21 protein-coding genes are annotated in these 19893 nt (G+C 34.7%); all 21 read right to left on the bottom strand.

Translation table 11 applies throughout. The annotated features are described in order from the left end of the window. On the bottom strand, nucleotides 1-1580 hold a 1580-nt coding region (locus tag QI155_RS10295; protein ID WP_281321550.1), incomplete at its 3' end, for a TraC family protein. Between the two features lie 13 nt (nucleotides 1581-1593). Next, nucleotides 1594-2508 (bottom strand): conjugal transfer protein TraF, encoded by a 915-nt coding sequence (locus QI155_RS10300; RefSeq protein WP_281321551.1) that lies wholly within the window; start codon nucleotides 2506-2508, stop codon nucleotides 1594-1596. Nucleotides 2509-2512: 4 nt separating this feature from the next. Next, nucleotides 2513-3076: a signal peptidase I gene (lepB, locus tag QI155_RS10305; protein WP_281321552.1), complete on the bottom strand. Its 564-nt coding sequence runs from the start codon at nucleotides 3074-3076 to the stop codon at nucleotides 2513-2515. Next, nucleotides 3003-3344 (bottom strand): hypothetical protein, encoded by a 342-nt coding sequence (locus QI155_RS10310; protein ID WP_281321553.1) that lies wholly within the window; start codon nucleotides 3342-3344, stop codon nucleotides 3003-3005. The genes lepB and QI155_RS10310 overlap by 74 nt, the downstream gene beginning before the upstream one ends. Nucleotide 3345: 1 nt before the next feature. Further along, nucleotides 3346-4044 carry a DsbC family protein gene (locus QI155_RS10315; protein WP_281321554.1) on the bottom strand — a complete coding sequence of 233 codons (699 nt, stop codon included), beginning with the start codon at nucleotides 4042-4044 and terminating at the stop codon, nucleotides 3346-3348. 108 nt (nucleotides 4045-4152) lie between these two features. Beyond that, the gene (locus QI155_RS10320) at nucleotides 4153-5073 is read right to left on the bottom strand and encodes an HD domain-containing phosphohydrolase (protein WP_281321555.1); all 921 of its coding nucleotides are present in this window, start codon (nucleotides 5071-5073) and stop codon (nucleotides 4153-4155) included. 20 nt (nucleotides 5074-5093) lie between these two features. Then, nucleotides 5094-6848, bottom strand: coding sequence for an HD domain-containing protein (locus QI155_RS10325; RefSeq protein WP_281321556.1), 1755 nt, complete (start codon nucleotides 6846-6848; stop codon nucleotides 5094-5096). Beyond that, nucleotides 6838-8199 (bottom strand): TraM recognition domain-containing protein, encoded by a 1362-nt coding sequence (locus QI155_RS10330; RefSeq protein ID WP_281321557.1) that lies wholly within the window; start codon nucleotides 8197-8199, stop codon nucleotides 6838-6840. Before QI155_RS10330 ends, QI155_RS10325 begins: the two co-directional genes overlap by 11 nt. 14 nt (nucleotides 8200-8213) lie before the next feature. Further along, complete coding sequence (locus tag QI155_RS10335; protein ID WP_281321558.1) at nucleotides 8214-9026, bottom strand: hypothetical protein; 813 nt, start codon at nucleotides 9024-9026, stop codon at nucleotides 8214-8216. Between the two features lie 149 nt (nucleotides 9027-9175). Further along, nucleotides 9176-10051: an HDOD domain-containing protein gene (locus QI155_RS10340; RefSeq protein ID WP_281321559.1), complete on the bottom strand. Its 876-nt coding sequence runs from the start codon at nucleotides 10049-10051 to the stop codon at nucleotides 9176-9178. 148 nt (nucleotides 10052-10199) lie between these two features. Further along, a complete protein-coding gene (locus QI155_RS10345) occupies nucleotides 10200-11054 on the bottom strand; it encodes an RNA-guided endonuclease TnpB family protein (RefSeq protein ID WP_281321560.1) in 855 nt (284 codons plus the stop codon). Next, nucleotides 11051-12268: an RNA-guided endonuclease TnpB family protein gene (locus QI155_RS10350; protein WP_281321561.1), complete on the bottom strand. Its 1218-nt coding sequence runs from the start codon at nucleotides 12266-12268 to the stop codon at nucleotides 11051-11053. The genes QI155_RS10345 and QI155_RS10350 overlap by 4 nt, the downstream gene beginning before the upstream one ends. Continuing rightward, complete coding sequence (tnpA, locus tag QI155_RS10355) at nucleotides 12261-12671, bottom strand: IS200/IS605 family transposase (protein ID WP_281321562.1); 411 nt, start codon at nucleotides 12669-12671, stop codon at nucleotides 12261-12263. The genes QI155_RS10350 and tnpA overlap by 8 nt, the downstream gene beginning before the upstream one ends. Nucleotides 12672-12722: 51 nt before the next feature. Further along, nucleotides 12723-12932, bottom strand: coding sequence for a hypothetical protein (locus QI155_RS10360; RefSeq protein ID WP_281321563.1), 210 nt, complete (start codon nucleotides 12930-12932; stop codon nucleotides 12723-12725). 18 nt (nucleotides 12933-12950) lie between these two features. Then, nucleotides 12951-14927, bottom strand: coding sequence for a DNA topoisomerase 3 (locus QI155_RS10365; RefSeq protein ID WP_281321564.1), 1977 nt, complete (start codon nucleotides 14925-14927; stop codon nucleotides 12951-12953). A 15-nt stretch (nucleotides 14928-14942) separates the two neighbouring features. After that, on the bottom strand, nucleotides 14943-15392 hold the full coding sequence (locus tag QI155_RS10370) for a hypothetical protein (protein WP_281321565.1): 450 nt from the start codon (nucleotides 15390-15392) through the stop codon (nucleotides 14943-14945). After that, the gene (locus QI155_RS10375) at nucleotides 15389-16615 is read right to left on the bottom strand and encodes a PhoH family protein (protein WP_281321566.1); all 1227 of its coding nucleotides are present in this window, start codon (nucleotides 16613-16615) and stop codon (nucleotides 15389-15391) included. The genes QI155_RS10370 and QI155_RS10375 overlap by 4 nt, the downstream gene beginning before the upstream one ends. Nucleotides 16616-16727: 112 nt before the next feature. Further along, on the bottom strand, nucleotides 16728-16856 hold the full coding sequence (locus tag QI155_RS10380) for a hypothetical protein (protein ID WP_281321567.1): 129 nt from the start codon (nucleotides 16854-16856) through the stop codon (nucleotides 16728-16730). Nucleotides 16857-16872: 16 nt separating this feature from the next. Continuing rightward, nucleotides 16873-18234 (bottom strand): phosphomannomutase/phosphoglucomutase, encoded by a 1362-nt coding sequence (locus QI155_RS10385; protein ID WP_281321568.1) that lies wholly within the window; start codon nucleotides 18232-18234, stop codon nucleotides 16873-16875. Between the two features lie 7 nt (nucleotides 18235-18241). Then, nucleotides 18242-18424, bottom strand: coding sequence for a hypothetical protein (locus tag QI155_RS10390; protein WP_281321569.1), 183 nt, complete (start codon nucleotides 18422-18424; stop codon nucleotides 18242-18244). 11 nt (nucleotides 18425-18435) lie between these two features. Next, complete coding sequence (locus QI155_RS10395; protein WP_281321570.1) at nucleotides 18436-19842, bottom strand: mannose-1-phosphate guanylyltransferase/mannose-6-phosphate isomerase; 1407 nt, start codon at nucleotides 19840-19842, stop codon at nucleotides 18436-18438. Nucleotides 19843-19893: the final 51 nt, after the last annotated feature.

A 19893-nucleotide genomic window follows, 5' to 3' on the forward strand; every position in this document is an offset into this window, starting at 1 on the left:
TTAGAAAAAGGATTTATACATATATCACTGTCAGGAGAAAACTCAAGAAATTTACCATTAAACATTTTAGCAAGTTTTCTGTAACTACCACCTATGTCAACCATCCTTGTTTTAACTCCTGCCCCAAAATAGTTAGCAACTATATAGTTACATGTAAACGACTTACCCTTACCCGTAGGAGCAGCAATATAGAAGTTATAAGAAGAACTGCCCTGACTGAATATGTTAAGCCCTACTATCTGCCCCTTTCTACCACTAAATATAAGTAAAGGCTCACCTGTTCCCATGTAATCAACCTGTGCAGGTATCATAGGAGGAAGTGTCTCTGAGGGAACTATAAAGTCTCTATCAAGAAGATTTATAGTTCTCTGGTCTGCATAACACCCAAAAGGCAAACTGTATGTGAAAAGAGGAAGCAGTATTGTAGAGTCTTCCTGCATTACCGCACCCGTTGTCTCCCAGAGTTTTATGACTCTGTAAACGGCTGTTCTTGTCTGTTCTTCATCTTCTGAATAAACCCAGATTATTGGGATTATTCTGAAAAATCTTTCCCCCTTGTCTACTTTATCAACCGCCCAGAAATACTCCTCCTGTTTTCTTTTCAAAGAGGCTATGAATGAACCCATTGCCTGCTGACGGAAAACAAGATTTGCTTTACCGTGTATTTTTGTTTTTAAATCCTCAACAAATATATTAAGGGTATACCAGAAAGGAGTATTTATCTGGGATACATCACCGCTTATGCCATCGTAACTGCCTGTTACCCTGTTTGCCCAGAAAAAATCTATTTCCTGGGGCAGAGATTTTACTGTTACGCATCTGAAATATTTTGTTACCTCGTAGTCTTCCGGCCCTTTGCCATTCTGCTCTGTAAATTTACTTGTTGCTTTTATAAATCTATTTTCAACCTCTATGTCAGTATCCGCAGAAATTGCCTGTGCATTGATTAGTTTATTTTTGCACCACGAGTTAACTGTTTCAGGCTTTCTTCCATTTATTATTTTTCTTAACAAACTTAAATAGGTCTCCGGTCCACATAAAACAGGACTTAAATGAACAGACTGCAAAATCTCTCTTGTCGATGACATTAACTCTTTAAGAAGGCTATCTGTTACTTTTTTAGCAGGAATTTTCATTGTAAAAAACAATCTGTAGTTTCTTATAGGGGGATTGCCTGTTCTTTGCTTTTCGTAAAATTCTCTCAACGAACGATATGCTTTTCTTACATAATCAGGAGCCTGTCTTTTATAATATTCATAATAATCCATATATGCAGATATATCAGGGTCTGCATAAAGAATAAACTGTAAAACCGTGCCTTCAGGGTAGTTTATCTGAAACAACCCCTTTAAAGTTTGAAGAGTCTGCCCACCAAAAGCTAAAACAGGTGTGCACTCATACATTACGCCTATCGTTTCATCCTGATTATAAAAAATTCCCATTTCTTCATCATAAGCAACAGGACTTAAATATTTGCTTAATTTGTTTCGCCTTAAATCATTAATCACCTCTTCGTAAGATATAACCTCTTCTTCGTGTTTTTCTTTCTTTAAACCTATTAACTCAAGTAATTTAGCCATCTATATCACCTCTTTATTTGTTTGTATTTTTCTCTTTTTTCCACAAAGGAGAAGGCTCAAGTGGATCAAGGCTTGTGCCTTTTTGAAATTCATATATTCCATATCTTGCAGGATCATCTCCACCTGTCATAAGCCTTATCGCTCTTGCAGTTCTTGTGTATATTTCGTCAAGAGAAACAACTCCTGAACTAATCGGCATATACTGTCCTGTTTTTTGGTCAACAACTATTATTGTCGGAGTTATCTCTATTCCAAACTTTGCCTGCACAGAAGGATTTTTGCTTATGTCAACTATTTTTACTGCTATTCCTTCTGATTCTGCATACTTAAGTATCTTCAGTTGAGAATCACAATACCCACAACCCGGTTGAACAAATACCACATAGCCAAACTCTGAGGCATTCTTTTTCGCATAACTTTGAAGTTCTCCTGCTATAAGATCCCTCTTTTTTGACATGCCCGGACCGGATATGGGAACATCCCTTTCAGTTGAAAGCTCAGGATACTTTTGCCATACATAGCCTGCATAATGAGAGAAAAGTAATGCCTTCTTTCTTGCTACATCCTGAAGATTGTAAAACTCATATACATTTTCCTCTGTAGGCCTTTGAACTGCTTTCTTAAGATAGTAATCATATAGCTTGCTAAATTCATCAGGATGCATGTATAAAAGCTCATCGTATGAATACTCCTTCAAAGGCTTTGGAGTAGATGCCTGCTTTGGTTGCTCTGTTTTTTTCTCCTCTTTCTTTGCCTCTTCTTCTTTCTTAGGTTTCTGATAATCCTTATACCACCACCAACCCTCTTTGGTTGGTGACTTGTAATAAGTATCCTTCTTTTGTTCCTGCAAAGGCTCCTGAGAGCTCTGTGCCCATACAGGAAATATAAAAAAAACTAAAACTAAAAAAGTTGTTATTGTTTTACCCATTTTTTCACCATAAAGGTAATAGTTTTGCTACAATTTTATCGGCATCAACAAAACCAAAATATCTGCTATCGTAACTATCTTTGTGCGTGCCTACAACAAAATACTGACCTTCAGGAACTTGATATTTACAATAACTACTACCACAAGGATTAAAAGGAGTTACAGATATTCCTGTTCTACTCTTATTTTTTGCCCTGCCAAGATAATCCTCACCGCAGTAATATTCATTGTCCTTTATCTCAAGCACTTCTCCACTTGCACATCCTACTATCTTGCTTATTAGCTTGCCCTTTGCAAATATATCCTTTTCATCTGTCTGAATTAAAACATAATTTCCTCTTTTAAGTTCCTTTGCATTAACCTTCCAAAATACCTTTCTATCAATGGAGTCTCCAAGGCTTACAACAAGATTTGAAACAATAAAATACCCTAAAAAACTAATAGCACCAAGTCCTACAATGGTCAAAACCAATCTTTTAGGGCTTTTAAGAAGCCTACTTGCTTTGAGGTTCAGGTATCTCTGCCTTCTTTGTAGGGTATCCCTTAAATTCTGGAGTAAGGTTTTCAACCCTATCACCTCCTAATATGACATCTGAGGTAATTATTATTTTTCTCTTCGGAGTTTTAGCCACAACTTCTTCAATCTTGTCTATCCTCTTTTTTAGCTCTGCTTCATCTATTTGCTTTGTAAGATATAAATCTCTTAATACTGCTATGTATCCCTTTAAATCAAAAGTTACTATTTTGGTTGCAAAAAATTTGTCATACGCTAAAAGAGAACAGGCAGATACTACTAAAGAAATTAAAGCTATCTTTATAACTTCCCCTATTTTCAACTTATTTGCCCCCATTTAAAATATTCTCTATAAGAGGAATATTTGCTCCCTGCACAAGCTTGCCATTTATATAAAAAGTAGGAGTTCCGCCTATTCCCATGCTCTGTGCAACAGATAAATGTTTTTTGAATGTTTCTTCTGATTTCTTAATACACTCATTAGATACTGATACTTCTCTGCCACTCATAATTTCTGAATAAGCCTGCTTTTTGTCTTTACTGCAAAGCAAATAGGCTATCTTTTTCTTTGAAGAATCTCCATGAAATGGAAGCAAGAAAAGATACTCAGTTATATCATTTCTCTTAGAAAGAAATTCATAGCTTTTCCTACAGAAAGGACAATCAGGATCAGTAAAGGTTATTACTTTGTTTTTGCCATTACCAATTTTTACTGCATCCGATAAGTCTAAATTTTTAAACTTTTCTGCTACTATTTCTTGTCTACGCTCTGCTGTTATTGACTTGCCTGTTGATGTCCATATTTCACCAAATATCATATAACCCTTTGGTGACCAATACACTATATTTCCATCTTTGCTTACAACTTCATATAAACCCGGCACGGGAGATTCTGTTACTGTGGAAATTGAAAAATTAGGGAAAAGCGTCTTGATTTGCTTTTCAACTTCCTCAGTCGGTTGTGCAAAAACAGAAGATACAAAAATTAATACAAACAACACTGAAAACAAATACTTTTTCATTTTTTTCTCCTTTTTTAAGAATTTAGTCTCCTGATGAAGACTTCTCTCTATATATAGGGTACATCAATGTATCAAAACTGGATAAGGACTTTGAAAGTTTATGAGAAATTACAAAATGGATAAAAATGCTTTAATGTTTTCTTCTCCAAATTTGTCTTTATTTGCCTTGATATAGCTAATTGCTATGTCTTTGTCAACTGCACTTCTGTACGGACGGTTGCTTATTAATGCATCATATACGTCTACTATTGCTACTATCTGAGCCTCTAAAGGAATTTCATTTTGCTTTAAACCATAAGGATAACCTGTCCCATCACATCTTTCGTGATGAAAAGCACAGATATTCCTTGCTACCTTCTTAATGCCTTGATCTAAAAACTTTAATTGCTCTACTATAAAGCCACCCCATATTGTATGAAACTCCATAACTTTTCTTTCAGAACTTGTTAGCTTCCCCTTTTTGTTCAAAATAGAGCTTGGAATAAACATTTTCCCTATATCATGTATTAATCCCGCTAATGCTACTTGTTCAGCAAACTGTTTATCACGACTTAAAAGAATTGCCATCTTCTGAGATAACATGGAAACCATCTTAGTATGATGTAATCCCTCTAAGGCAGAAACTACTGCTAATATCCCATCTTTTAATATGGTTTTATCACTGTTTAGCTTTAATACAGAATAGCAATACCCTAAAAATATATTTAAATCCGCTACGTTCCAAAAACAAGGAACCTTTTTGAAATATAATGTCTTAGTAATATACTGCAATTTGTCATACTGTATGCCTTCACAGGGATCACAGGGATAATAAATTACTGCATCTATTCCATTGTCAATTAATATATCTATATATTCAAATATTTTTCTTGTTATATTTTTTGTCTGTATTATGTATAAACTCTCTCCATTTATGTTTAACGAATTCCCTAAATGCTCTACTTTAACGTCTATGTCGCTAAACATAAAAACAGGAATCTCATTAAAATTCTCTACATCCCTTTTGTCTTCCATTACCCACTTAAACATATTTTTTCACCCCCTTTTTCTTACTCTTTTTGTGGTGGATAAACTCTTGCTATTTTTGTTAATTTGCCCGACTTTATCACCTCTAAACTACCAAGATCCTTCCCAAAAGCTTCATGAGCCTTAAAGGGTACGTATAACGCCCTTGAAACCCTATTGCCCTCTTTGTCCTCTAAAATAAAAGGTGCAGAAAAATATCCATCCCTAATTAAAGAGGTCTCTATGCCATCTAATTCATCTCTAACTCTGCATAATACAGAATATATATAATCCCTCTTTATGGATTTATCAGAACTTGCCAAGTCTAAATCTAAAACTCCTAATTCCTCTGCTAATCCCTTAAGCTCAGCAAATATTAAATCAGGTAAAACATAAACTACTCCGTTAGGCATGCTAAATGCCTTCCACGCACCATTTTCGTCAACCTTGTTTATATATACCCTAATCCTATTTAGAAACTCCATAAGGTCTAACCAATCAAGTGGTATCTTTTTAGGTTTGTTGTCCCCTCTCTGAGATTCTTTTGATTCAGTGCTTATAAATATGTTGGAACTTTCCTCTGCTGCATTTTTCATCCTTTCGTATTTGTACTCTCCCTTGCTTGAATTGTCTCCACCAAATATCTCAGGCACCTCTGTAAAAGTATCCTCACCCGTGTCTACCCCCGCCATGTAGCTTGCAAAACCAAAAACACTCTCTTGAGAGCCTTGAGAGCGGCTAACTTCCTTTATGTTGTTCTTCGTTTGATAATTCTGTCCGTTTGATACCGTTTGATAGGTCGTTTGGCCTTTCGTTTGATGGTTCGTTTGGTCTTTTGTTTGTGGGAATTGTTGTTTGGTGGAAGTTTGATTTATAGTTTGATGATCGTTTGATAAATTGTTTGATACCGTTTGATAGACTTCTGTTGTTTGAGGCTCTGCACACAGAGCCTCAGGAGACGCTATGTCAGACACATGCGGATCACCTGTTTTGCCTAATATGTCATCGCTCAGTATTGTATTGTTTACCTTGCTTAGTTCCTTGCGTCTTGCCCTTTGGTCTGCTTCCTTTAAATACTCCCCAAGCTTGTCCTTCGGCTTTAAGTGATGATCCCTTACTGCCTTAAGCACATCATCAGCATATATAAGATTCTTGAAATCAGGCACTAACTCAAGGGCATTGACACTTATAAAAGGATGGTCTCCAAGTGCATAATACTGTTGCCTGTACTTGGGTATCTTGCCAATGTCATGCCCTAATGCCGCTATAATTCCCTTCGGCACCATCGGTCCATAGGGAATTAACTGTATTATCTCCTCTGCCACATTTATCGTGTGTTCTATAAGGCTTACATTGTAAAGCTTTTTAAAAGTCTCTTGTGGAATTTTGCTTTCTGTATCCTGTTGCCCCGATACTAATGAAGATACATTCCCCTCTGTATCAAGCAGGATCAATAGATTCAGTATTACTTTCTTAGTGTTTCCTGTAAAAAATAATTTGCCCTCTATATGCTCTTTAAAGAATTTTTCAATTATCTCACTGTAAAATTTAATATCCTCTTTGGCAATATCACTTTCTGATTTTATAGAACGCCAAAGTAAAGAAAGTTCCTCTATGTTGAGGATAGCCTCTTTTCTCTTGCTCCATATTACCGATATGGTGTCAAGAACAATTGTTTGTTTTTGTCCTTTGCTTTTCTTTTTAGCCTTCTTAAATGGCCAAAATAAATCTTTCGCAACCCAAAACAACATAGCACTTCCCGCTAAACCGGCAACAACAAATACTTCACTATGCAACATCTGCATGTGCCTCCGGAAATTTTATGTCTATGTATCTGTCTGTTACATCCATCGTTCTACCTTTAAACCTACCATCGTAAGTCATAAGATAGAATTGCCGTGGTGATAGGCTTAATACATCGTAAGGTTTTATAATTGGTTCTTCTGACTCTTTAGTGGTTATGCCTGCATTTGTGGTTAACACAGGAGATATTTTCTTTTTCGTGCCGAAATGCTCCGCTACATACTCAGCAGTCTCAGGGTCAGGAACTCTCATAAACAGTTTAGTGTTTGTGTTATCAAGTATGGAACGACCAAAATCCTTACCCACTCTTGAGTAAATCTGATTAACCGACTGACTAAATCCATGTATCCATACTCCCGCACCACCTGCCTTTGCAAAGAGATCCTCTATGTCGTAATAAAGTGTGTTCTGTGCTTCGTCTATATACAGTGCAAGTGGCGGACTTACTACTTTGCCCGATGAAAACACTCTACCTACATAACTTTGAATCATACTAATAACAACCTTGCCAAGAGTAAATGCCGCTTTTCTTGTAAGAAGGCTTCCAAGATGAACTACCATTATTACCCTTTTGCCTGCCTCAAGTCTTTTCATAAATCTGTTTTCATCTGCTTTACCTATAATTTTCCCAATGTTTCCCGATGAAAGCTCCATTAATGCAACTCTCAAAGAGGAAGACACTTTGGAATAATAATCCTGCGGAGAGTTAACAATCTTAAGCATATCTTGTTCAAGTTGTCTTGCTTCAGGTAAATCTATTGACTGAACTTCGTGTAATAATTTCTCTATTTCTTCTTTACTCATTCTATCTTTGACTTCATTGAGGTTAAAGGAATGCGGTTTACCCTCTACTTTAGCTTTAAGAAGCAATGCCTGAACAATTACCATGCTAATTTCATAAGCTACATTGTAGAAAAAGGGCTCTTTTACATCTACACCACTTACTATGTGCCCAACAAGTTCTTCAGGCATGTAGTAAAAAGCAAGTGGATCTATAAGTGCAGAATAATCAGGGAATATAGCTGTTACAAGTATTAACTCATCATGGCGGGATTCCTCAAAGGCAACCTGTACCACTTTTGAAAACAATTCTATATCACCTTTGGGATCAACAATAACAACTGAATATCCTTTCCTTATATCCTGCTCAACCATGCCCTCAATAAGTCTTGTTTTACCTACTCTTGTTGTTCCAAAACACCAAAAATGTCCTTTTCGAACATCGTCAGGGACAGAGATAACAATTTTTTTAGTAGGATCATCCATTTTGTGACCAAGCCCTAATATAGTTTTCTTTTCTCTAACTGCGTCTTGTATCAAATCGGTCTCCTTTTTAAATATTCCCATTTTTAAACTCCTACCTAATACTTAACGATTATTCCCTCTTTTAACAGGTCTCCTACTTCCTTTATGCACTCCTTTGGTAGCTTTTCTTCTGCGTGTATTTCAGTCCAACCACCTGCAATTCGCCTTACTGCTTTTATAGGTGTAAAAATGCCTCTCTGTGCTAAGGACATGCGAAGTAATTCTTCGGGAAAGGAAAGAGAATTTCTGCTCAAGGTTATGATTATTTTTGGAGTGTTACCATCAACTACTCCCCTCACGCTTGTAACAAAAAAAGGCAGGATTTGCCCTTCCCTGTATTGACCCCTCTCTTTCGGCGTTTGATGTTCCAGAGGGCACTGCCCTATTAAATCCCTACCTGCCTTTATTGTTGCGTGAGGGTTTTTTATTTTAACATAAAGGGTATTTTGTATGATCCTGAAAACAGGACCAAAGGTAACGGTTCTAACTATTTTTTTGGCATCCTCATAAATTCTAAAGGCTTGGTAGGTATAAAAACGGAAGGATAGCTTTTCTTTAACATATTTGAAGGCTTCTTTTTTTATTTGAGAGGGCTGAATTTCTTTTGCTACAAAATCCGTGTATATATAAATTTTACATTTTGGCTTAAGATAAACCTGAACATCATGCCCTATATACTCACTTAGGGCTAAACTAATTGCTGACTCTGCAATGTCTATGGATTCTTCTATGGAAAGTTCATATTTCTCTGCTAACTCTTCTATTGCGTCAACAAGAGAACCAAAGATTTCTATATCTCTCTGAGAATATTTGACAGGCTTTTTTGTAAATACTTCTCCTATGTCTTTTGCCTTCGCAAAATCTAACATAATATGCCCTCTAAATATAGGGTACATCAGAGTATCATTACTGAATAAGGACTTTGAAAGGGCTTATATGACAATTTTGTTATCTGTGTGCCTACAAAAGGACAGTAAAATTTTTATAAAGGGAATCTTATCAGTAGAAAAATGAAAAATTAATCTTTAAAAAATTCCTTCTGCAGTAAAATTTGATTTGAAAACTCTTGTATAAATTTGTTTGCTAAATCTTGGCTTAGTCCTACGCTTTTAAAATCTATTTTTTCTTTTAATCGCTTTTCAAATCCAAGCCCTAAGCTATTACAAATCTGATCTGAAATCTTAACAAGATTGCAAGTCTCAGGATATTTCAATTTGTCACAAACACTTTCCTCTGAGTGATGGCAACTTATAGCTTCAACCATTTTCTCCGGGAAATTCCATGATTTACTTACTAAATGTCCAACATTTGTATGGTCAAAGCCAAACTTTTCTTTTTCCAAATCTATTGCAAAACCCTTAAAATCACCATTTTTTTGACGGCAAATTTCTTTATAAAGTTCTTGGTATTCTTCAGGTAACGAATTGTTAATAAATGTCTTACCCATGTCATGCACAAGTCCACAAACGTAGACTTCCCAGGGTTTATCTATTTTTGTTACAACAGAAAGCATACTACTACATAAACCAACGCTTAAGCTATGCTCCCAAAGTTTATGTTCAAAGACTCCCATATTCTTATGTAAGTCTTTCAGTGCAGCTGCAACGATAAGAGACTTGAAAGTTTCAAACCCTATGAGAAGTAATGCTTGTTTTATAGTTTTTATTTTTCTTGACTGCCCATAGTAAGGTGAATTGGCAATCTTTAGTAACCTTGAAGTAAGTCCCTGATCAGACAAAATAATTTCTTCCAAAACTGAAATAGACGCTAAATCTTCCTGCACTAAATCTATTACCTTTATGATTACAAAAGGTGCAGCAGGAATTTCAATAGTTTTATTAATGACTTCTTCTATTTTTGTTTCTATTTGTTGCATTTTTACCTTCTTTCTCATGGTGAACTATCCCCTCCATTACGGAAAAAATTTTCGGTAAAGGCGGTGAACTACCCCCACTTATAGAAGTGGTGGCTTCGTGGTCAAGGTAACTTCTGTTACCAGGTTACCCACGCTCAAAGGGCTGTTCCTTCCCCGCATATACCATCTACATGGCTAACTTTAGCAAGTTCTTTGCTGCATTTATATCTCTATCATGGATAGCACCACAAATTGGACATTTCCATTGCCTTAATGCTAAATTCTTTACTTCAGCATTCTTATATCCACATTCACTGCATATTTGACTTGATGCATAATTTTGTGGTGCTATTATTATTTCTCTTCCATACCAATTAGCTTTGTATTCTAACATTCTTCTAAATTCTGACCATGATACTTCACTTATTGCTTTTGCTAAATAATGATTTCCTTGCATATTTTTTATCTTCAAATCCTCTAAAATTATAACTTGGTTTTCGTATATAATTTTAGAGGATAATTTGTGAAGAAAATCTTTTCTTTGATTTGTAATTCTCTCATGCAATTTTGCCAGTTTTAATCTTGTTTTTTCATAGTTTTTACTACCTTTTTGTTTCCTTGATAAATCTCTTTGAACCTTCTTTATTCTTTTTTCTGTTTTTCTTAACCACTTTGGATTTTCTATTTTTATCCCATCTGAAAATATGGCAAATTCTTTTAATCCTAAATCTATTCCAACTTTTTTATCTACTTTTGGTAACTCCTTTATCTCTGTTTCTACTAATATTGAAGCATAATATTTTTCTGTTGGTGTTTTAGATATTGTTACCGATTTAATAATTCCTTCAAATTGCCTATGTTGTTTTATTTTTATCTTTGTTTTTAGCTTTGGTATTTTCAAATAACCATTTTCTATATTTACTGTCCCATTTTGATTATTTGTTGTATAGGATTGATATCCTTTTTTCTTCTTGAATTTAGGAAAACCTATACTTTTATCCCTAAAAAAATTGTTATATGCTTTTTGTGAACCACCTCTCATTGAAATGAGAGGCTTCCTGCTTCAACGACAGGTGTCTCGTAGACTGGTGGTATAACCACCAGTCCGCCGACAGAGCTGTCTCCACAGGCGTTAGTTTGGACAGTTCCTGCCCTACCACCTATAAGATAGGTGAAACCATATTGTAATAAATTTTTCGCTGCGTTTATATCTCTATCATGGTATGTTTTACACATAGGACATATCCAGTATCTGTCTAAGAGCTGTAAGTCTTTCTTTAAATAACCACAGTTACTACATAACTTTGATGACGGATAAAATCTATCTGCTACTATCAGTTCTCTGCCGTACCAAACTGCTTTATATTCAAGCATAGTTTTGAGATATCCCCAGCCACTGTCAGAGATTGATTTTGACAATTTGTTGTTTTTCACCATTCCTTTAATGTTTAAATCCTCTACCACTATCGCTTGGTTTTCGCTTATAATGGCAGAAGATAGTTTATGTAAAAAGTCTAATCTCTGGTTTTTTACTTTTTCATGTAGCCTTGCTACCTTTTTTGCTTGTTTAAAGAAGTTTTTTGAAAACTTTTGCTTTCTACTTAACTTCTTCTGCTGTTTTTTTAGTCTTTTTTCTGTCTTTGTCAAATATTTCGGATGCGGTATCTTCTGGATATTGCCATTACTATCTACAAGCGTAGCAAAATCTTTTAATCCCATATCTGTTGCAGTTATTTTATCTTTTGTTTCTTTTTTCTCTATTTCCTTTTTCACCAGAATCATAGCATAACAACTACCAGATGGCATTATTCTGATAGTTATTGCTTTTATTTGTCCTTCTATCTTTCTGTGTGTTCTCAATTTTATTGGGTTTTTTAACTTTGGAATATAAAGGTTTGACCATTTATCGTTGATTTTATTTATCTTAAATCCTTGTGGCAGATAGATAGAACCACCATTTTTCTTTTTCTTAAAAGCAGGAAAACCTGCTTTCTTTTTAAAGAAATTTTCGTAAGCAACTCCAATGTTGAATACCGCTTCCTGTAATGCCTGAGATGGTGCTTCTTTTAAGAATGGATACTCTTGTTTTAATTCAGGAAGAAGTTTCTTATATCTATATGTATTCCAGTCTTTGTTTTCTCTTGAAATCGCAAGCAGTTTGTTATACACAAATCTTACACTGCCTGTAAACTGTTTTAGTTTTTGAAATTGCTCTCTATCTGGATAAAGCCTGAATTTGTATGTGTAGTTAGTCATCTTTTTTTTGCCTTTCTATATATTTCCTTATTACTTCTTCCGATATTGAACCAATAGTTTCAATATAATAACTCGGATTCCATAGATGCCCATTCCTTAATTGCTTTTTTAATTGCGGAAACTCTATAAACAGCTTTCTTGCAGTTATCCCTTTTATCATCTTGACTATATACGATGGTGCTATTTTAGGATGCCCTGATACAAAAATGTGTACATGGTCTTTTTGCCCTACCTCTATCTGAGATACTTTAAATCCTTTTTCCATTCCTATTTCTATTATTATCTCTTTTAGCCTCTTTTCTACATCTTCCATCAATACTGGCTTTCTATATTTTGTGGAAAACACTATATGGTAATTACAATTATATATACAAGTTCTTGCATGGTTTATTTTTTCAACCATACATATAGTATATGTTTTTTCATTAAAAAAGGCAAGTTTTATCTATTTATTTTAACTACATATGGTCGCTTTCATCTCTCTTTTAAAAAAGAGAGGATTCCCACTCTCAGTTCCTAAAATATTAACTTTGTATTCTTTGTCTTTTTCGTCTATTAAAACAAAATATTTGTCGTTTTTTTGCAAAATTCCTTGCAATTGTATTTCTTCTTTTGGTAAATAACTTCTAATTTTTTCAAATAAATAACTCACTGAAATAGGCATGGCTATCCTTCTGTCTGTTTAATACTTCTTCGCATTCTTGAATTTCTTATAACCACCTGTTTTCTGTTTAGAGAATTGCTTCTTTGAGGTTTGTTTACGCACATAGCTCTTTGGATAGTCAAAGGATTTCTTTTCCCATACTGTATTTGCTCTTTTAGTTCTGTCAATGAAGTTAACAACATAATTCTTTATTGAATTAAGGAACACTCCTACATCTTTGCTTTCACCTCTTGCTATCTTTTCAAGCTCTTGCTCCCATACTGCAGTGTATTCAGGTGAAGCAATCTTTTCGTCTTTAAGCATTTCTATAAGAAATATTCCCTTTTCTGTAGGAACAAATTGTTTTCCCTGTTTATATATATATTTTCTGTCCTGTAACACCTTAAGTATCTGTGCTCTTGTTGCAGGTGTTCCTATCCCTGCATTTTCTCTGAGTATTTTCTTCAGTTCAGGATTGGTTACCACTCTATGTGCATTAGCCATTATGTTTAGTAGACTTGCATCGGTATATCTTGGTGGTGGTTGAGTTTGTTTTTCTACTGATTCTGCTTTTTTAGTGTTTACTGTATCTTTCTCAAGAATAGTAGCAGGAAGTATAATGTCCTGAGTAAGCCCACCATATATTTCACGCCATCCTGGATCTATTAGTTGCTTCCCTTTTGTCTCAAAAAGATATCCTGCTACTTCTGTTATTACTGTTGTGTTTTTATACTTACAATCAGGATAAAAAGCAGAAATAAACCTTTTACAAATAAGTTCGTATATTTTTCTTTCATCTTCTGTAAGTGCACTCTTTGGTGTCTGTTGAGGTATTAATGCATGGTGATCGGTAAGTTTGCTTAAATCAAATATGCGTTTATTGGAAGTATTTACATTGCATTTGTCTTTATCAAACTTTATAATTTCTGCTGTTGAAAGTAATCCTACTATTTTTTTAATTTCACCTGCATAGCCGGGATCAAGATATTGAGATTCTGTTCTTGGATAGGATATTAAATGTTTTTCATAGAGAGACTGAGCAATACTGAGAGTTTTATCAGCTGAATAGCCAAACTTTTTGTTTGCTTCCTGCTGAAGTGTAGTAAGAGAAAACAGTAATGGTGGTTTTTCAGAGGAAATTTTACTCTGAATACTCTTTATAATCCCTTTTTTGCCTGAGACTTCTTTTGCTATTTTCTCTGCGTCTTCTTTCCTAAGAATTGCATATTTAGAATTAATGCTTTCTTCCTGCTTTTCCTCTCCTTCCTGTTCTACCTCTTCCTGCTCTGTTTCTTCCTTTCTTGGTCTAAAATATATACCTTTGAATGTGTCTTTCCCCTTTTCAAACTCTGCAACCACATTGTAGAAGGTTTGAGGTTTGAAATTCTTTATCTCCTTTTCTCTTTGAGCTATAAGAGATAAAACCGCAGTTTGAACTCTTCCAATGCTAAACAGTTCTCCATTATTTTTTACTGTAACTGCTCTTGTTCCATTCATCCCCACAAGCCAATCTGCCCATTGTCTTGCTAAAGCAGATTGATATAATCTGTCAAACTCTTTAGCAGGCTTTAAGTTTTTTATCTCTCTTTGTATTACTTCAGGAGTTAATGCTTCAGAAGTCCAAAAACGATACAAAGGCTTTTTGTTGCCCGAAAGCAAAAGTATCAACCTTGCAATCAGTTCTCCTTCTCTTCCACAGTCTGTTGCTATTACAATGCTTGATACTTCCTGTTTATGAATAAGCTCTTTAATAACTTTAAACTGTTTTGCACTTTCTTTAATGATTTTGTATTCAAACTTTTCAGGGAATATAGGCAATGTATCAAGACTCCATTTTTTAAGCTCAGGATTATATTCTTCGGGAGTTTTTAATTCACACAAATGTCCATGTGCCCATGTAATTATATAGTTGTTGTTTTCAAGATATCCATCCTTGCGTGCAAAATTGTTTCCAAGTCCTTTTGCAAAATCCATCCCTACTGATGGTTTCTCACATAAAATTAATTGTTTTGCCATTAAGTCTCCTTTCTTTTAGTTAATTCTTACTAACTCAATCTTGCATTGAATTTTATGATATTTACAGTAAGACTCAACTTTGTGTTTTATCTCTATGTCTTTAATCAATCCCGATATCCTAAAAGTGTCTTTCTCTACAAAAACCTTAAACCATCTTGTATTTCCAAAGGCTTTTAGGTTTTCAGCATGTTCTTCCTTTGTAAGTTTTATAGGTGATTCAGGTTTCTTTTCGGTCGCATGGTGGTTTTCAGTTTCCTCTTTGTTTAATTCAATCTTTTCCATGCTTGGTTTAGACCTAATAATCTGTTTTGGTTGACTATCTTTTTGCCTTTCAGGAAAAGGCTTAATGTTTATAGGCTCAAGTTCAATTACCACAAAAGGATAAGTGCTTTTTTGTTTTTGTATTTCTTCTCCATTTACTGTAGAGGAAAATATTAGTAAACAAATTAATACAAAAAATATCACAATAACCTTACTCCCTGATCTGCAAGTCTTGACCTTACAGTTTCTTTGAGATTTAGATAACAAAAGTTAGTTTCATTGATAAATCTATCTACTAAATAGGCAAGTCCTGATGAATTTGCATCTAAATAGGGAGTGTCAATCTGCTCAAGGTCTCCTGTAAATACAATCTTGGAACCCTCACCTGCTCTTGTAACAATTGTTTTTATATCAAGAGGTCTAAGGTTCTGTGCTTCGTCAATGATTATAAAACTGTTAGGAAGGCTTCTGCCTCTTATAAAAGTAAGGGCTTGTATCTGAACAAGCTCATCAATGTTAACACTGCTTTTCTTTTTGTCTTTTTTTGACTGTGTTGCAAAACCAAGGCTTATTAAATCTAAGTTATCATATATAGGTTGCATCCACGGACCAAGTTTCTCTTTAACATCACCGGGTAAATAACCAATATCAGTGCCCGGAATTGGTATTACAGGTCTTAAAACAACTACTCTTTCGTAAATGTCCTTTAGAGTCTGAAATATGCCTGAAGCTAAAGCAAGCAGTGTTTTTCCTGTGCCTGCATAGCCATTTAAAACAATAAGGTCTATATCTGTATCAAGTAAAGCATCAGTTGCACAAAGTTGATCTTTAGTTTTTGGAACAATAGTTAAGAGATTTTTTGGTCTAACCTTTAAGGCTTCTCCATTTTTAATTTTGTATAATTCATTGTCATTTTCAAAGTAATAAACTGATTGAATGCTTATTTTGTCCTGTTGAGTATCGCCATATTTCTGAAAGGATTGAGTTTTATCTGTTTTATAATCCTCTGCCTGAAATCCTTCAAGCATTACTCTGATTCTAAAGGATATGTCTTTGGTTACAAAAATAACAGGTGAAGGAAACTCTTTAAACATTTCTGTGGAAATATTGCGGAAATATTTCAAAATTACATCGTCTGATTTTTCTTTCTCAGGAAACCACTTACCTGTTATTATTATTCTTCCACCTTTCTTTAAATTTACTTCATAGCCATAAGATTTCTTTGTTACCGTATCAGAGGTTAACAATCTATCAATATGCCTTATTGTCTTCCTTGCTGCGTAAGCCTTTCCATTTGGTGATTTCTTAAGAGAATCAAGTTCCTCTATAACAGGATAAGGTATAACTACTGTGTTATCTTGAAAGTTAAAGATACTATCAGGGTCATGAATAAGAACATTTGTGTCAAGAACATAGGTTTTTTGCATTATTTTCTCCTTTTTGTTTGTTTTTCAATTCTTGTGATTGCTCTTATTTGCAAATTAACAACAATTAATAATAAAATTAATGAACCAAGTGTAAGTAATGCAAGAGTATCTGTTAGCATCTGCCTAACTCATCATAATCAATAATGTCTTGTAAAGTATTATCTTTAACCGCAGGAACTAAAAAACTTAATGTTGCTAAAATTACTGATACGCCTAATCCTAAAAAAACAAGTTTTTTCACCCTTTTCTCTCCTTTTCTAAAAATTTAAGGATAACTTTTCCTGAAATATTTGCTTTATTTCTCTAAGGTGTTTTTCTGTTTCTGCCTCTATTCTTGCAACCAGCATAGGTTGAGTGTTGGAAGGTCTTATCAGTGCCCAACCTTTGCCAAAACTTACCCTTACTCCGTCTATAAAACAACAGGCATACTCCTTAAAGCACTCTTTAGCACGTTCAATGACTGTTTCTTTCTGTTCTTCAGGGCAATCAATTCTTATTTCAGGTGTAGCACACATGAAATTTACACCATTAAGAAGTTTTCTAATGCTATAAGGTTCACCTGAGTTTTTAAGTATCTCAAGAAGTCTCAGAGAGGCATATATGGCATCGTCGTATCCAAAGTATCTATCCTTAAAGAACATGTGCCCGCTCATCTCTCCTGCAAGCAGAGCTCCTTCTTCTTTCATCTTTCTCTTTATGAGTGAATGCCCTGTTTTCCACATAATAGGCATTCCACCCATCTTTTCTATTTCTTTATACATGACATCTGAACACTTAACCTCACCAATTATTTTTGCCTTTGGATTTTCTCTTAATAAATCTCTTGCAAAGACAATCATCAATTTGTCTCCCCATATCATTTCACCATTTTCATCAACCACTCCAAGTCTATCACCATCACCATCGTAACCAATACCAATGTGTGCTTTTTCTTTCTTTACTGTTTCTATCATGACTTCCATGTTCTCAGGAACAACAGGATCAGGATGATGATTAGGGAATGTTCCATCAGGCATACTGTAAAGCTCTATAACCTCTGCTCCAAGCCTTTTCATTATCTCAGGTGCTACCACACCTGCCGCACCATTTCCTGAGTCAACTACTACTTTAAGACCTTTAAGTGATGGAAAAGCATTTGTCATGTAGTCTATGTAATCACTGTTTATGTCGTATTTAATTGCCTTTTCCTTTTTAATCATACTGATAAAATTTTTACTCTCTATGATTTTTCTTATTTCCTGTATATCTTCGCCAAAAATTGTCTCTTTACCTATGCTTAATTTAAAGCCATTGTATTCAGGTGGGTTATGACTTGCAGTAATCATAATTCCACCATCAACAGGTAGGGTAAATAAGGAAAAATACTGTACAGGTGTAGGAACCAAACCTAAATCATAAACACCTACACCACTATCTGTTATGGCTTTAATTAGTGTATCTTTAATCTGAGGGCTTGATAGCCTTGCATCGTAGCCAACAGAAAGCTTTATAGGAAACCTTTTAATCTTTATCCTGCAAAGTGATACAAAAGCACGGCCTATAAGGTAGACATCGTCTAAAGTAAAGTCTTTGCCAAATACTCCTCTTATGTCGTATTTCTTAAATATTTGTGGATTCAACCTCTCTTTACCTCCTGTTTTTGTTTTTAATTACAAATAAAGTGTTGCACTCAGGGCATGAAAAAACACTCTGATAAGCAAGTTCCTCTTTAGGTATCTGTTGAACAAAACTACAAAGAGGACATTCTACGTCAATTTCTGATAGTTCTTCATTAACATTTACTTTTTCTGCATCTAAAATCATAAACATAAAATTCCTCCTTATACTCTGCAGTATTTATCTTCAAACCTAACTATGTCGTCTTCTTCTACATATTCACCAACCTGAACCTCTATAAGTTCAAGAGGTACTTTACCAGGATTTTCAAGCCTGTGGACTGTGCTTTTTGGTATATAGACTGATTCGTTTTCATGAACAAACTGTACTGTTTCACCGTTGGTTACTTTTGCAGTTCCCTTTACTACTATCCAATGCTCTGACCTGTGATGGTGCATTTGTAAAGAGAGAGTTTCTCCCGGATTTACTGTTATACGCTTGATCTTGTATCTTTCGCCTACTTCAAGCAAGGTAAAACTACCCCAAGGTCTATATTCTGTTAAGTGATTAACAATAACGCTATCACCATTTTCTTTGAGTGTGCTTACTATGTCTTTGACCTTTTGACATTCACCTTTCTTAGCAATAAGCACTGCATCAGGTGTGTCAACTACTATCATGTCTTCAAGTCCTATAGTTGCAATAAGTCTTCCATTACCAAGTATTAGATTGCGTTTACTGTCAACTGCTAATACATTCCCTGCTTTTGCATTTTCTCCACCATTTTTTTCTAATGCGTCGTATATACTTTCCCAAGAACCTACATCAGACCATCCAAAAGTAGCAGGAAGCACTGCTGCTTTTTTTGTTTCTTCCATTACTGCATAGTCTATTGATATGTCTTCTACTTCGTAAGTAAAGTAATCTTTTATCTCCTGTTCTGTGTCTAAATAGAAAATTTTTGCTACATTTGGACAATGCATTATCATCTCTTGTTTTATTGTGCTTGCAGTAAACATAAACATACCTGAGTTCCAAAAATGCTTTTCTGATGAAACATACTGTTCTGCGGTTTCTCTATCAGGTTTTTCCCTAAATGCATTAACTTTGTAACAATCACCAACAGGGCTACTGTTATCAACTTCTATATAGCCATATCCTGTTTCTGCTTTTAAGGGTTTTATGCCAAAGGTAACAATGTATCCCTGCTTTGCACATTCCTCTGCTTTTTTCAATGAACGATTAAACTCATCCTGAGGTTTAATTATGTGATCAGAAGGAGAAACGAAAAATACTTCTTCCTCTTTAATGCCTTTGTCTAAGGCTTTCTTGACTGATAAGGCAATTGCAGGTGCAGTGTTTTTGCCTTTAGGTTCATATATAACTTCAATATCAGGGCGTTTTTGCCCTTTAAATAACTCATCTAACTGTGACTGAACAAAAAATCTATATTTATTATTTGTAACTATAAAAATTTTAATGTCTTTATCGTAATTAACTGCTCTTTGAATTGTTTGTTGAAACAGAGAATATGGATTACCTGCAATTTTCATGAATTGTTTTGGATAGTTTTTTCTTGAAAGTGGGAATAGTCTTGTTCCTGAACCACCTGCAAGAATGATAAAATTCATAATTTTTCCTCCTTTGTTATTTATTGCCCCTCTATATATAGGGTACATGAA

The organism is Thermodesulfovibrio sp. 1176 (assembly GCF_029946585.1).
Classification (GTDB): Bacteria; Nitrospirota; Thermodesulfovibrionia; order Thermodesulfovibrionales; family Thermodesulfovibrionaceae; genus Thermodesulfovibrio.

Excerpts from the sequence above, each read along its gene's own strand:
- QI155_RS10375 (WP_281321566.1), bottom strand. The coding sequence starts at position 16,615 with ATGCAAAAAACCTATGTTCTTGACACAAATGTTCTTATTCATGACCCT.
- QI155_RS10335 (WP_281321558.1), bottom strand. The coding sequence starts at position 9,026 with ATGTTAGATTTTGCGAAGGCAAAAGACATAGGAGAAGTATTTACAAAA.
- QI155_RS10350 (WP_281321561.1), bottom strand. The coding sequence starts at position 12,268 with ATGACTAACTACACATACAAATTCAGGCTTTATCCAGATAGAGAGCAA.
- QI155_RS10390 (WP_281321569.1), bottom strand. The coding sequence starts at position 18,424 with ATGTTTATGATTTTAGATGCAGAAAAAGTAAATGTTAATGAAGAACTA.
- QI155_RS10365 (WP_281321564.1), bottom strand. The coding sequence starts at position 14,927 with ATGGCAAAACAATTAATTTTATGTGAGAAACCATCAGTAGGGATGGAT.
- tnpA (WP_281321562.1), bottom strand. The coding sequence starts at position 12,671 with ATGGTTGAAAAAATAAACCATGCAAGAACTTGTATATATAATTGTAAT.
- QI155_RS10340 (WP_281321559.1), bottom strand. The coding sequence starts at position 10,051 with ATGAGAAAGAAGGTAAAAATGCAACAAATAGAAACAAAAATAGAAGAA.
- QI155_RS10330 (WP_281321557.1), bottom strand. The coding sequence starts at position 8,199 with ATGGGAATATTTAAAAAGGAGACCGATTTGATACAAGACGCAGTTAGA.
- QI155_RS10395 (WP_281321570.1), bottom strand. The coding sequence starts at position 19,842 with ATGAATTTTATCATTCTTGCAGGTGGTTCAGGAACAAGACTATTCCCA.
- QI155_RS10315 (WP_281321554.1), bottom strand. The coding sequence starts at position 4,044 with ATGAAAAAGTATTTGTTTTCAGTGTTGTTTGTATTAATTTTTGTATCT.
- QI155_RS10345 (WP_281321560.1), bottom strand. The coding sequence starts at position 11,054 with ATGAGAGGTGGTTCACAAAAAGCATATAACAATTTTTTTAGGGATAAA.
- QI155_RS10300 (WP_281321551.1), bottom strand. The coding sequence starts at position 2,508 with ATGGGTAAAACAATAACAACTTTTTTAGTTTTAGTTTTTTTTATATTT.
- QI155_RS10320 (WP_281321555.1), bottom strand. The coding sequence starts at position 5,073 with ATGTTTAAGTGGGTAATGGAAGACAAAAGGGATGTAGAGAATTTTAAT.
- QI155_RS10325 (WP_281321556.1), bottom strand. The coding sequence starts at position 6,848 with ATGTTGCATAGTGAAGTATTTGTTGTTGCCGGTTTAGCGGGAAGTGCT.
- QI155_RS10360 (WP_281321563.1), bottom strand. The coding sequence starts at position 12,932 with ATGCCTATTTCAGTGAGTTATTTATTTGAAAAAATTAGAAGTTATTTA.